The following is a 12,600-nucleotide window of genomic DNA, read 5'->3' as shown; positions in this document are numbered from 1 at the left end:
TGTCCGTCACCACGCTGCGCCCCGTTCTATTATTGCGTTTGAGACTAGGTTGCACGGGCAGGCACGATATATTCTCAAGCCCGACACTATCCGCGTAGCGGTAAATCGACACGAAAAAAAGCGCCTATGACGCCCGCTGTGTCGCATTGCGCACAAGAGAGCGCCCCCTATGCGCGCCCAACCTAGATCCGCGTCGCGCCCAGCGTCTCACGCCAGTGCAGATGACGCTCCTTAAGCACGCGCGCAACAGCAAGGCCTAGCTCCTCGCCATCCAGTTCCTCCAGTTCCTCCCAGACAAGGCCACCCTCGCCTGCCGCGTTCCACGCGGCCTGCAAACTGCGGTGCGGGCTCGTCCCCTGGCGCAGCGTGAACAGGACCCGGTTGGCAATCGTATCGAGATCGCTGGCCGCCCCCACCCACACTCCGCCATCGCTGGCACGCAGCGCGTAGATGCCCGGGCGCGCAACCTTGCGGCGGTAGTCGGCCTGCAGGCCCTTGCGGTGTTCCTTGTTCATCACGGCTTGCGTCTCCCTTTGCAGCGAATCATTTTTACCCGGATATATTGACCAGGCTTTGAGATCAATTTATCCGGATAAAATTATGAGCACGTCACGTTCCAGTACCTGCACCGCCTTCCGCGCGGGTACCCGCCTGGCCGCAGGCACCCGCGCGGAGCTTGTCCGGGAACTTCGCGCCGATCCGACCGGGGTTCTGGTGTTCGAGGATGCCAGCGGCCGGGTGGTCGACCTTGACTGGCGGGACACTGCCCCTCAGGAGCAGGCACCACCGCGCAAGCGCGGACGGCCCCGACTGGGCGTCACCGCCCGTGAAGTTACGCTGCTGCCGCGCCACTGGGACTGGCTTGCGCGCCAGCCGGGCGGGGCTTCGCAGGCGCTCCGGCGGCTTGTCGATGAGGCGCGGCGGGCCGATGGCGGACGCACGGCCCTGCGCACCGCGCAGGAGCGCTGCTACCGCGCGATGGCGGCTCTTGCCGGGGACTATCCGGGGTTCGAGGACGCGGCGCGCCAGCTTTTTGCGGGCGACATGGCCGCCTTTGGCGAGGCGGTGGCGGGATGGCCGGAGGACGTGCGCACCTACCTCGTCGCTCTGGCCCAGGTCCGCGAGGACGATCTCGCCTGAGGTACACACGCAAACGGCCCGGAAAGCCCCTTCAAGGAGCCGTCCGGGCCATTGGTATGCGATGTCGCTCCGGCCGCAGCCAGAGGCCTGGGATCAACCCTTGGCGTCGAGCCCGTAAGCCGAGTGCAGCACGCGCACGGCCAGTTCGGTCTCGTCGGCATCGATCAGCACCGAGACCTTGATCTCGCTGGTGGTGATCGCCTGGATGTTGATGCCGCGATCCGCCAGGGTCTTGAACATGGTCGCCGCAACGCCCGCATGGCTGCGCATGCCCACGCCGACGACCGAGATCTTGGCGACGCTGTCGTTCGAGATCAGGCGGTAGAAACCGATCTGTTCCTTGCGCTCTTCGAGCATGGCCAGCGTACGTGCGAGATCGGCCATCGGTGCGGTGAAGGTGACGTCGGTCTCGCCCTTTTCCTTCGCCACGTTCTGGATGATCATGTCGACGTTGATGTTCGCCTCGGCAAGCGGGGTGAAGATCGAGGCCACCGCGCCCGGACGGTCGGGCACGCGGGTAAGGGTAACCTTCGCCTCGTTCTTGTCGGCGGCGATACCGGTGATCAGCTGGCGTTCCATGTCGCTTTCTTCCAATTCTTCATCGCTGACAATCATCGTGCCGGGCAGGTCGTCCGCCGAGGGGGCGTTCTCGTCGATGAACGAGGAGAGCACCTGCACGCGCACGTTTTCCTTCATGGCGAGCGAGACCGAGCGGGTCTGCAGCACCTTCGAGCCGACAGAGGCGAGTTCGAGCATTTCCTCGTAAGTGACGAGCGGCAGCTTCTGGGCCTTGGCAACGATGCGCGGGTCGGTGGTGTAGACCCCGTCAACGTCGGTGTAGATATCGCAGCGGTCCGCGCCGATGGCAGCGGCAACCGCCACCGCCGAGGTGTCCGAGCCGCCGCGGCCAAGCGTGGTCACACGGCCCTCGGGCGAAACGCCCTGGAAGCCGGGGAACACCGCGATCTCGCCCGAGGCCATCGAGGCGAGCACGCCTTCGGGATCGATGTCCTCGATGCGGGCCTTGGCGTGGGCATCGTCGGTCTTGATCGGCGCCTGCCAGCCCAGCCACGAACGGGCCTTGCAGCCCATCGACTGCAGCGTCAGCGCGAGGAGCCCCGAGGTCACCTGCTCGCCCGAAGAAACGACCACGTCGTACTCGGCCGGGTCATAGAGCGCGTTGGCTTCGCGGCAGAAGTTCACCAGCCGGTCGGTCTCGCCCGCCATGGCAGAGACAACCACGGCCACTTCGTGCCCGGCTTCCTGCTGGCGTTTGACAATACCCGCCACGCGCCGGATGCGCTCGGTCCCGGCCATGGAGGTGCCGCCGAATTTCATCACGATACGGGCCAAGGTGTCAGTGCTCCCGTCAAAAAAGGGGATTGCGCGGCGGTTTGCGAAAATTTCAATCGACGCGCAATATGGATAAGGTTCGGGCGCGCTGTTAGGGGGGTCTTATGAACAATGCAACTCCCCGTGCGCCCGAGCAGGCAAATCCGGACACGACCACCCCGGCTACGATCCGCCCCGAAGAAGCCGCCCATTTCGGCGCGATGGCGGCGGAATGGTGGGATCCCAAGGGGTCCTCGGCGATGTTGCACAAGCTCAATCCGGTGCGCCTTGGCTTCATCCGCAAGGCGATCGATGCGCATTTCGGAGGCGATTCGCGCGCACTCAAGCCGCTGGCCGGACGCCGCGTGCTCGACGCCGGATGCGGAGCGGGCCTGCTGTGCGAACCGCTCGCGCGCCTCGGCGGCGAGGTCACCGGTGTCGACGCCGCGCCCGAGAACATCGCGGCCGCCAGTGCCCACGCCGAGGCTTCGGGCCTTGCCATCGACTACCGCTGCGGTGAGCTCTCCAGCCTGGGCCTGACAGGCTACGACCTTGTCTGCTCGCTCGAGGTGATCGAACACGTTGCCGACAAGGCCGCGTTCCTTAAAGGCCTTGCGGCCACCCTTGCCGACGACGGCCTGATGATCCTTTCGGCCCCCAACCGCAGCGCGCTCTCGCGCCTGCTGCTGGTCGAGGGCGCCGAGCGGCTCGGCATGGTCCCGCGCGGCACCCACGACTGGTCGGCCTTCCCCACCTTCGAGGAACTGACGCAGCTTGCCACACAGGCGGACCTGGCACTGGGTGAGCCCACCGGGATCTCCTGGTCACCGACACGCGGGCTCCACCTCTCCGAGGATCTTTCGCTCAACTTCATTGTCACCGCGCGCCGCGCGGGCGCTTCCGAGGACTGACCCCGGCACCCATGGGCCAGCTTGGCATCGAGATCGCCCTCGCGCTTGCGGGGCTCGGCACCGCTGCGCTGCTCGCCTGGCCGCGTCTGTCGCGCGCCCGGCTGTGGCGCGCCGGGATCACTCCGCTGGCCTCGATCATCGGCAGCGGGTTCCTCATCCTCGGGCCGATCCTGACCGACAGCTTCGGCACCTGGGGCATCGCGGCGATGGCGCTGCTGTGCCTTGCAGGCTACCTCTTTGGCGCGGCGATCCGCACCAACATCGCCCGGCTGGACGAAGGCGCGCACGAGACCCCGCTCTCGACCGGGCTGGAGCGCATCTCCAGCTGGGCGCTCGCCTTCGCCTACGTGATCTCGGTCGCCTACTACCTCAACCTCTTCGGTGCCTTTGCCGCACGCATCTTCGGCGCGCCTTCCGACACGCTCGCCCGGCTCATCACCACGGGGGCCTATGCGCTGATCCTGCTGGCGGGCCTCACCAAGGGCTTTTCGCTCCTTGAGCGGCTCGAGCAGCTTACCGTCTCGGTCAAGCTCGTCATCATCGCCGCCCTGATCGGCGCTCTTGCAGTTCACGCCGGGATCGAATGGGAGACCGGCACGGCCACGCGCAGCGGCATGACACTCGGCGCCTGGCCCGCCCTGCAGCTGATGTTTGGCCTCATCGTGACGGTGCAGGGCTTTGAGACCTCGCGCTATCTGGGCGATCACTATAGCGCCGCCGAGCGCCAGCGTTCGATGAAGCTGGCCCAGGCAATCGCCAGCGCCATCTACATGGCCTACGTCGTGCTCCTCGCCGTCAGCTTTCGCAGTGGCAGCTTCGAACTCAGTGAAACCGCGATTATCGACATGATGCGCACCGTCTCGTCGATTCTGGGACCGCTGCTGATCCTCGCCGCCTTGAGCGCCCAGTTCAGCGCCGCGGTCGCGGACACCAACGGCTCGGGGGGGCTCGTTGCCGAACTCACGCACCAGCGCTTCGGGATGAAGCCCACCTATGTCCTGCTGATCGCCTCGGGCCTTGCCCTCACCTGGCTGGCCGATGTCTTCGTGATCGTCAGCTTCGCCAGCCGCGCCTTTGCGCTCTACTACGCGATTCAGTCCGCGCTTGCGGCGATCCGCTCGCGCACCGCGGGCGCCGGGCCTTTGCGGATTGCCGGGTTCGGGGCGCTGACCGTGCTAGGCCTGGCTGCGGCGCTTTTTGGAACCTCGGTCGAGGGCTAAAAAAGAAGTAGATTTTCAAGGGGCCATCGCCCCTTGCCCCCAAAATCGGCAACCTCACCTTTCTCGAAAACCGCAGCGCGACACAGGTGAGCCAGACAGTTTGGGGAGCCCGAGGGCGATGGCCCTCGGACTTCATTTCTCTAACTGTTAAACTTCGTTCACTTCAGTACGGCTTCCCACTGCATCTGGTTGAAGCCGACCAGGATACCCTTGGGGTGTTCGACGACCGGCCGCTTGATGGTGCTGGTGTGCTCGGCCATGATCCGCACCGCCTTGGCCGCATCGATATCGGCCTTGTCCTCGTCCGACAGCTTGCGGAAGGTGGTTCCGCGCTTGTTGAGGACCGTCTCGACGCCCTCGGTCTCGACCCAGGCTGCCAGCTTCTGCGGATCGGCCCCTTCCTTCTTGTAGTCGTGGAAGGTGTATTCGATGTCCCGCGCCTCAAGCCACTTGCGGGCCTTCTTCACGGTGTCGCAGTTGGGAATGCCGTAGACTTCAAGGCTCACGAAGAGGCCTCCTTGTTCTCAAATTCATGGATCCGCGGCGAATCGCACGCGAAGAGGGTATAGCTGTGATAGTAACGATCGCGTCCCTCGCCCTGCACCCGCGCATGTTCGGCCTGGCGCCCCCAGGCGCGCGCGGCCGCTTCGTCTGCCCATTCGGAGAGAGCCACGACCTCGCCATCCTCGGCGGTGTAGCTCTTGAACGCGAGGAAGCCGGGCTGGCGGCGCGCAAGGTCCTCCATCGCAGCGGCATCGCGGGCGTAGGCCGCGCTATCGATATCGGCGCGCTTGCGGTTGCGGAAGACGACAAGAAACATCGCGGCCCGAGATGGGGCCCGCAACAATCGTATGCAAGCGCTAATACTGGACAAACGATGCGTTGCGCGACAAAGCGCCCGCTATGTCCGTAAACACGTTTGGCCGTCTGTTCCGATTCACCACCTGGGGCGAAAGCCACGGGCCTGCCATCGGCGCTGTTGTCGACGGGTGCCCCCCGGGCCTCGCCCTTGACGAGAGCGTGGTGCAGCCTTTCCTCGACGCGCGCCGTCCGGGTACGAGCAAGTTCACCACGCAGCGCAAGGAGCCGGACGCGGTGCGCATCCTTTCGGGCGTGTTCGAGGCTCCGGACGGCGTGCAGCGCACCACCGGCACCCCGATCAGCCTGATGATCGAGAACGTCGACCAGCGCTCAAAGGACTATTCGGACGTCGCCCGCGCCTATCGCCCGGGCCACGCAGACTATGCCTATGACGCCAAGTACGGCTTTCGCGACTATCGGGGCGGCGGACGTTCCTCGGCGCGCGAAACCGCCAGCCGCGTTGCCGCCGGTGCGGTCGCGCGCCTCGTCATTCCCGAAGTCACCATCGTTGCCTATGTCTCGGAGATCGGCGGCGACCTTATCGACCCGGCAAACTTTGACCTGGAAGAGATCGGCAACAACCCCTTCTTCTGCCCGGACCCGGCCGCTGCAAAGCGCTGGGAAGCGATTGTCGATGATGCCCGCAAGAGTGGCTCCTCAGTCGGCGCGGTGGTCGAATGCTACGCCAGCGGCGTGCCCGCAGGCTGGGGCGCCCCGCTCTACGGCAAACTCGATGCCGACCTTGCCGCCGCGATGATGGGCATCAACGCGGTAAAGGGTGTGGAAATCGGCGATGGCTTTGCTGCCGCACGCCTGACCGGGGAAGGCAACGCCGACCCTATGCGCCCCAACACCGAGACCGGCCCCGACGGCGCGCCCGAGTTCCTCGCGAACCACGCAGGCGGCATTGCAGGCGGCATCTCGACCGGCCAGCCGGTGACCTGCCGCGTCGCCTTCAAGCCGACCAGCTCGATCCTCACCCCCCAGCCCACCGTTACCCGCCCCAATGAAAAGGGCGAGCGCGAAGCGACTGAACTCTTCACCAAGGGCCGCCACGATCCTTGCGTAGGTATTCGCGGTGTCCCCGTGGTCGAAGCGATGATGGCGCTGGTGCTGGCCGATCACAAGCTGCTCCAGCGCGGGCAGTGCGGCTAAGGCGGCTTCTTCCGGTTTGACCTCCCTACGCATCCTGATCGACGCCGACGCCTGCCCGGTAAAGGAAGAAACCTACAAGGTATCCTCCCGCTACAAGGTGCCGGTCGTCGTCGTTTCCAACCAGATCATCCGCATTCCGCAAAGCGCCCTCGTCACGCGCCAGATCGTGAGCGATGCCTTCGATGCCGCCGATGACTGGATTGCTGAGAACTGCTCCAAGGGCTCGGTCGTCATCACCGCCGACATCCTGCTGGCGGACCGCTGCCTGAAGGCAAGTGCCGAAGTGCTGGCGCCCAATGGCAAGCCCTTCACCATGGCCTCCATCGGGGGCGCCATCGCAACCCGCGCGATCATGGCCGACCTTCGCGCCGGGGGTGATCAGATCGGGGGACCGCCCCCCTTCTCCAAGCAGGATCGCTCGCGCTTTCTTTCCGCGCTCGACCAGGTACTCACCCGCCTCGTCCGCGCATCACAGAGCGGCCAACTCTAAGAAATACAAGCTGAATATCGCACACCCCTGATCCGGCTCCGCTGGTGTAGCGCCTCCATCCTGCTAGACATGGCGCTAACAGCAACTGAGGGGTTTATACATGGGGCATACGTCCGACAGCCTGATCCGGGTCGGCCTGGCACTTATTCTTCTGATCGTCGTGCTCGTCGGCGGGGGCCTCGGATCGTGCGCCGCCTACAATGGTCTGCGGGTCTGGAACGCACAGGTCGCAGGCGAAGCCCAACTGGCCCAGGCAACCCAGAACCGCCGCATCGCCGTTCTTGAAGCGCAGGCCGCGCTCGACAGCGCCAAGCTGAAAGCCGCGGCCGAAGTCGAACGTGCAAAGGGTCTCGCTGAAGCCAACCGCATCGTCGCGGACAGCCTGGGCGGCCCCGAAGGCTACCTGCGCTATCTCTATATCCAGAACCTCGAGGAGTCCCGGGGGCAGATCATCTACGTGCCGACCGAAGGCGGCCTGCCGATCCTCGAGGCCGGGCGGCTCAATCCTTCCAACTGATCCGCCCGCCAGGTTGGATCAGCCGAAGCGCAGCGCGCCCGTCAGGTCGCCTGGCGGCGGGCCTCCGGCCGCGATCATCGCCTGTTCGCGCTCGGCGAGCCCGGGCAGCTTGCGCAGGCCGAAACGGCGGGTGAGGAAGCGCGCGATAGAGCCGGTGTCATAGATCGTGTGATCGACCTCGCCCTTCTTCGCGTGGGGTGAGACGATCAGCGCAGGGATGCGCGTGCCCGGCCCCCAGCGGTCCCCCTTGGGCGGGGCGACGTGGTCCCACCAGCCGCCGTTCTCATCGAAGGTGATGACGACCAGCATCCTCTCCCACTGCGGCGAGGCTTTGAGCGCCTCGACGATACCTGCGATGTGGCGGTCGCCCGCATCGACGTCGGAATAGCCCGCGTGCATGTTGAGGTTGCCCTGCGGCTTGTAGAACGTGACGCTGGGCAGCGTGCCCGCCTTGGCGTCGGCCAGGAAGCGGTTGGTCCGCGCCGTCTCGCCCGTGCCCGCGTCGCGCAGGTGCGCCTCGCGCGCCTCGGTGCCCGGTGCGAACTGGGTGTAGTAATTCAGCGGCTGGTGGTGCGGCTGGAAGTTCGGACGCGAGGGGAAGTCGGCCGAGTTGAGATGGCCGTCCAGCGCCTTGGCCCAGCCACCCGCGTACCAGGCCCAGTCCACGCCCTTTTCGGAAAGCACATCGCCAATGGTGTCGTGGCTTTGCGGAACGAGCGTGTGGCTGCTCTGCGCGTTGGCATAGCCGGGGCGATCCGGGTCCAGCTCATAGGTCGGGGCGAAGGGCGGAAGCATCGTGTTGACCGCATAGAAATCGGGCGAGAGGCTGTTGGGTACGAAGCGCACCGGCCCGTCCATCGCGCTTTTCGGTGACTGCGCGGTCTGCTTGGGCAGGATGCCCTTGGGGTCCTCGCCCTCCAGCTGCGTGATGCGCCCCTTTGCCGGGCTTGCATCGGCCTGCGGGTAGAACGGCGGGCGCGCTGCGATCAGGTATTGGTGGTTGAGGAACGAGCCGCCAAAGGCGCCCATGAAGAAGTTGTCGCACAGCGTGAAGTCGCGCGCGATCTGCCACAGCCGCAGGTTCGCCGCGTTGTCGCCATAGTACCCCATGGGCAGCGCACCCGCATCGCTCCAGGCGACGAAGCCATCGTTGCGCCCGCCGTTGATCTGGAGCTGGTTGTTGTAGAAGGCGTGGACCAGATCGCGCGTCACCACGCCGTGGGGCAGCGGATCGCCCTCGGGCGTTGCGAGCACGAACGGTGCGTTTGCGAGGGGCGCCAGATCTTCGGGGCCAATGGCGATCGCCTGGTGCTCCACCACCTGTTCGTGGGGGACCATGCCCTCCCAGATCGGGGGCAGGGTTTCGAGGACCGAGCCGTCGCGGTCACGCTGGCGCGCACGCTCGGGCGAGACCTCGGACAGCGGCTGCTCCAGCCCCGGAAAATCGCCGAAGAGATTGTTGAAGCTGCGGTTCTCTGCGTAGATCACCACGACCGTATCGATATGCGCGGCCAGCTCGGCATCGCTGGGCGGCAGGGACGCCGCGGCCTTCTGCGCCGAGGCGCGCGCTGCGGCGTCGTCAGGCGCCAGCCCGCCAAGCGCGGCGGCACCGGCCGCGGTGGCCATGCCGGTCAGCAGGCGGCGGCGGTCAGGATTGGCGGGTGCGCCAGAGCGCGGCTCATCGCGGTGATTGTCTGCCATGGCGAGGGACTTAGCCGCCCCGAGCCCCAAGCTCAACGCGGCAATGACACGCGCCGTCGCATATTGTCCGGCCACCGGCTGGGCCACTGCCCCGCATCGGGAGGCACAAACCGCAGACCTCTGCCGATAATCGACTAATTCGCTAAATCGATCACCCGGTAATCGCGTAAATCGATCAACCCAATCGGATCATCCCGCTACAAAATGTCACCTGGTCCGCCTATCTCAGCCTCGTCAGTTCAACACACCCAAGCGAGGGAGATTTCTCATGGGTATCATCGGCAGCAAGATCCAGCCGTTCACCAACACCGCGTTCCAGCAGGGCAAGGACTTCTTCGACGTCTCCGAAGGCGACATTGCCGGCAAGTGGGCCGTGTTCTTCTTCTACCCCGCCGACTTCACCTTCGTCTGCCCGACCGAGCTCGAAGACCTCGGCGACCAGTACGAGACGCTGCAGGGCATGGGCGTGGAAGTGTTCGGCGTTTCGACCGACACGCACTTCAGCCACAAGGCCTGGCACGACACCTCGGAGAAGATCGGCAAGCTCAAGTTCGCCTTCCTCGGCGACCAGAACCACGAGCTGTCGAACAAGTTCGGCGTTCTGCGTGAAGCCGGCCTCGCCGACCGCGCCACCTTCGTCGTCGATCCCGACGGTGTCATCCAGATCATGGAAATCACCTGCGAAGGCGTCGGCCGTAACGCCGTCGAACTCGTCCGCAAGATCAAGGCTGCACAGTACGTGCGCAACAACCCCGGCCAGGTCTGCCCGGCCAAGTGGGAAGAAGGTTCGGAAACCCTCGCTCCCTCGCTCGACCTCGTCGGCAAGATCTAAGCCCGACGCGACAACGTATCGCCGGGCGGCCTGAGCGCCGCCCGCGATATCCGGGTCGCGTGCGGACGGTGCGCGGCCCGGGATCTCCCTCCCCCGGAAGCGCCCCCGTGCGCGCCCGGTGGCCGAGGCGCAGAGCCCGGACCGCCACCTTCTTCCCCCTCACGCATTCTCTTTCTTCTCTCCCCGAAAGGACCCCGACATGCTTGACGCCAATCTGAAGCAACAGCTCTCCCAGTACCTCGGCATGCTGCGCGAACCGATCGAGCTCGTCGCCTCGCTTGGCGACGATGCGAAGTCGGCGGAAACCCGCGAACTGCTCTCGACCATCTCCGAACTGTCCGACAAGGTTTCGGCCAGCTTCGATGGCGATGATGCCCGCAAGCCCAGTTTCGAAATCCGCCGCGCGTCGAACCCGCAAGCCTCTGTGCGCTTCGCCGGTGTTCCGCTCGGCCACGAGTTCACCTCGCTCGTCCTCGCCCTGCTGTGGGCCGGCGGCCACCCGCCCAAGGTCGAAGAGGACGTGCTCACCCAGATCCGCGAACTCGAGGGCGAGTACGACTTCGAGATGTACTTCTCACTCTCGTGCCACAACTGCCCCGACGTGGTTCAGGCGCTCACGCTGATGGCGCTCAACAACCCGGGTGTGAAGGCCACCCTGATCGAGGGCGGCGCCTTCCAGGCCGAGGTCGAGGACCGCGGCGTCATGGCCGTCCCCGCCGTCTTCCTCGATGGCACCATGTGGGGCTCGGGCAAGATGGACGTGGCCGAGATCCTCGCCAAGCTCGACACCAAGGCGGGCGAAAAGGCCGCCGCCAAGCTCGCCGAAAAGAAGCCCTTCGAGGCTCTCGTGATCGGTGGCGGCCCGGCTGGTGCGGGCGCGGCGATCTACACCGCGCGCAAGGGCTTCTCGACCGGCATCGCCGCCGAGCGCATGGGCGGCCAGGTCCAGGACACCATGGGCATCGAGAACTTCATCTCGGTTCCCTACACCGAAGGTCCCAAGCTCGCCTCCGCACTCGACGCGCACATCGCTGAGTACGACATCGACACGATGCCGCTGCTGCGGGCCGAAAAGCTCATCCCGTCCAAGGACCTGGGCGGCTACCACGAGGTCGTGTTCACCAACGGCGCCTCGCTCAAGGCCCGCTCGCTCATCCTCACCACCGGCGCGCGCTGGCGCCAGCTGGGCGTGCCCGGTGAGGCCGAGTACCAGACCAAGGGCGTGGCCTATTGCCCGCACTGCGACGGCCCGCTCTTCAAGGGCAAGCGCGTTGCGGTCATCGGTGGCGGCAACTCGGGCGTCGAGGCGGCGATCGATCTTGCCAACATCGTGGGCAGCGTCACCCTCATCGAATTCGACACCCAGCTGCGCGCCGACCAGGTTCTGGTCGACAAGCTGAAGTCGATGAAGAACGTGACGATCCTCACCAACGCCCAGACCACCGAGGTCACCGGCGATGGCGCGAAGGTCAATGGCCTGAAGTACAAGGACCGCGCGAGCGACGAGGAAATCACCATCGAGCTCGAAGGCATCTTCGTGCAGATTGGCCTTGTCCCGAACACCGAATGGCTCAAGGACAGCGGCGTTGAACTGTCGAACCGCGGCGAGATCGTGATCGACCAGAAGGCGGCGACCAACATTCCCGGCATCTTCGCCGCGGGCGATGCCACCACGGTGCCCTACAAGCAGATCATCATCGCGATGGGCGAAGGCGCCAAGGCCGCCCTTTCGGCCTTCGACTTCCTGATCCGCAACGAGGCTCCGGCAGACGTTGCCCAGGGCGCCCAGGAAGCGGCCGAAGCCGTCGCATAAGGCCACACACCGCAGGCAGCGGACGTGAACAGGGGGCGGGAGCGCGCAGGCGCTTTCCCGCCCCTTTTGCGTGTTCGGGCAAACCCGCAAGAATGCTGCACCTGCGAATGCAGAGAACCGAACCGCCTCTCGCGCCCGCCTGCAATCCGCAGGAAACCGGGAAAAAGTGCTCAGATTGCGGCGGGTTGAAATTTTTGGCTTCTGCGTGTATATAAGCCCCATGACCAACAATATTTCAGAATTCTCCCGCTTCACCTATCTAGACGAAAACTTCCAGGATCTGCGCGACTACTGCGAAGACAAGGGTATCTGGATTTGCCAGTCCCTGCGCCGTAAAGGCCCGCTTACTTTCGCGCTGGCAAGAAACGAGGAAGTAGCCTCCGAACTGAGCGCCCGTTTCAGCTGATCCATTCAAAAGCCGCGCCCAAGAGGACGCGGCTTTTTCATTGCGCGCTTCTTGCCGACGCGCACGCCGCAGGCATTTTCCAGAAAAACGAGGAACTTCCAGTGACTTGCCCCAGAAGGTAAAAATAGAGGCTGGAAAACTCATTCCGAGGGCCATCGCCCTCGGACTCCCCATACTGTCTTCCTCACCTCACACGCGCCAAACTGCCTGAGAAAAGTGAGG

General features: G+C 65.2%; 14 protein-coding genes. 8 read left to right on the top strand and 6 right to left on the bottom strand.

What is annotated here, in order from left to right; translation table 11 throughout:
• Window positions 1-182 precede the first annotated feature (182 nt).
• Window positions 183-515, bottom strand: a complete 333-nt coding sequence (locus LC060_RS04650) for a GIY-YIG nuclease family protein (RefSeq protein ID WP_226633141.1) — start codon at window positions 513-515, stop codon at window positions 183-185.
• Between the two features lie 85 nt (window positions 516-600).
• Here LC060_RS04650 and LC060_RS04645 point away from each other — a divergent pair, with 85 nt between their 5' ends.
• A complete protein-coding gene (locus tag LC060_RS04645; protein WP_226633139.1) occupies window positions 601-1,140 on the top strand; it encodes a DUF2239 family protein in 540 nt (179 codons plus the stop codon).
• 93 nt (window positions 1,141-1,233) lie between these two features.
• Here the strand turns inward: LC060_RS04645 and LC060_RS04640 are convergent, their stop codons facing one another.
• Window positions 1,234-2,493, bottom strand: a complete 1,260-nt coding sequence (locus LC060_RS04640; protein ID WP_413465087.1) for an aspartate kinase — start codon at window positions 2,491-2,493, stop codon at window positions 1,234-1,236.
• 104 nt (window positions 2,494-2,597) lie between these two features.
• Between LC060_RS04640 and ubiG the strand changes: the two genes are divergently transcribed.
• Together ubiG and LC060_RS04630 are read left to right on the top strand one after the other, a co-directional pair.
• Window positions 2,598-3,383, top strand: coding sequence for a bifunctional 2-polyprenyl-6-hydroxyphenol methylase/3-demethylubiquinol 3-O-methyltransferase UbiG (ubiG, locus tag LC060_RS04635; protein ID WP_226633138.1), 786 nt, complete (start codon window positions 2,598-2,600; stop codon window positions 3,381-3,383).
• Between the two features lie 11 nt (window positions 3,384-3,394).
• The gene (locus LC060_RS04630; RefSeq protein ID WP_226633128.1) at window positions 3,395-4,603 is read left to right on the top strand and encodes a hypothetical protein; all 1,209 of its coding nucleotides are present in this window, start codon (window positions 3,395-3,397) and stop codon (window positions 4,601-4,603) included.
• A gap of 158 nt (window positions 4,604-4,761) precedes the next feature.
• Here LC060_RS04630 and LC060_RS04625 read toward each other — a convergent pair whose 3' ends face one another.
• Together LC060_RS04625 and LC060_RS04620 are read right to left on the bottom strand one after the other, a co-directional pair.
• Window positions 4,762-5,109 (bottom strand): arsenate reductase, encoded by a 348-nt coding sequence (locus LC060_RS04625; RefSeq protein WP_226633126.1) that lies wholly within the window; start codon window positions 5,107-5,109, stop codon window positions 4,762-4,764.
• Window positions 5,106-5,423 (bottom strand): antibiotic biosynthesis monooxygenase family protein, encoded by a 318-nt coding sequence (locus tag LC060_RS04620; protein ID WP_226633121.1) that lies wholly within the window; start codon window positions 5,421-5,423, stop codon window positions 5,106-5,108. Before LC060_RS04620 ends, LC060_RS04625 begins: the two co-directional genes overlap by 4 nt.
• A gap of 83 nt (window positions 5,424-5,506) precedes the next feature.
• On the opposite strand from LC060_RS04620, the gene aroC reads away from it, so the two are divergent.
• From aroC to LC060_RS04605, 3 genes are all read left to right on the top strand, one after another.
• A complete protein-coding gene (gene aroC / locus LC060_RS04615; RefSeq protein ID WP_039388229.1) occupies window positions 5,507-6,619 on the top strand; it encodes a chorismate synthase in 1,113 nt (370 codons plus the stop codon).
• Window positions 6,620-6,635: 16 nt separating this feature from the next.
• Complete coding sequence (locus LC060_RS04610) at window positions 6,636-7,109, top strand: YaiI/YqxD family protein (RefSeq protein WP_226633119.1); 474 nt, start codon at window positions 6,636-6,638, stop codon at window positions 7,107-7,109.
• Between the two features lie 100 nt (window positions 7,110-7,209).
• Window positions 7,210-7,626, top strand: coding sequence for a membrane protease subunit (locus LC060_RS04605; protein ID WP_226633117.1), 417 nt, complete (start codon window positions 7,210-7,212; stop codon window positions 7,624-7,626).
• 18 nt (window positions 7,627-7,644) lie between these two features.
• On the opposite strand, the gene acpA is transcribed toward LC060_RS04605, so the two are convergent.
• Entirely contained in the window at window positions 7,645-9,327 is a 1,683-nt protein-coding gene (gene acpA / locus LC060_RS04600) for an acid phosphatase (RefSeq protein WP_226633115.1), read from the bottom strand.
• 268 nt (window positions 9,328-9,595) lie between these two features.
• On the opposite strand from acpA, the gene ahpC reads away from it, so the two are divergent.
• Entirely contained in the window at window positions 9,596-10,159 is a 564-nt protein-coding gene (gene ahpC, locus LC060_RS04595; protein WP_039388232.1) for an alkyl hydroperoxide reductase subunit C, read from the top strand.
• Between the two features lie 199 nt (window positions 10,160-10,358).
• Window positions 10,359-11,972 (top strand): alkyl hydroperoxide reductase subunit F, encoded by a 1,614-nt coding sequence (gene ahpF, locus LC060_RS04590; RefSeq protein WP_226633114.1) that lies wholly within the window; start codon window positions 10,359-10,361, stop codon window positions 11,970-11,972.
• A 259-nt stretch (window positions 11,973-12,231) separates the two neighbouring features.
• Here ahpF and LC060_RS04585 read toward each other — a convergent pair whose 3' ends face one another.
• Window positions 12,232-12,534, bottom strand: coding sequence for a hypothetical protein (locus tag LC060_RS04585; RefSeq protein WP_226633112.1), 303 nt, complete (start codon window positions 12,532-12,534; stop codon window positions 12,232-12,234).
• Window positions 12,535-12,600 lie beyond the last annotated feature (66 nt).

Origin of the sequence: Novosphingobium profundi (genome assembly GCF_020524485.1) — a bacterium.
Classification (GTDB): Bacteria; Pseudomonadota; Alphaproteobacteria; order Sphingomonadales; family Sphingomonadaceae; genus Novosphingobium; species Novosphingobium profundi_A.
Note: the sequence above shows the minus strand (reverse complement) of the source record. Positions and strands in the feature narration are given on the sequence as shown.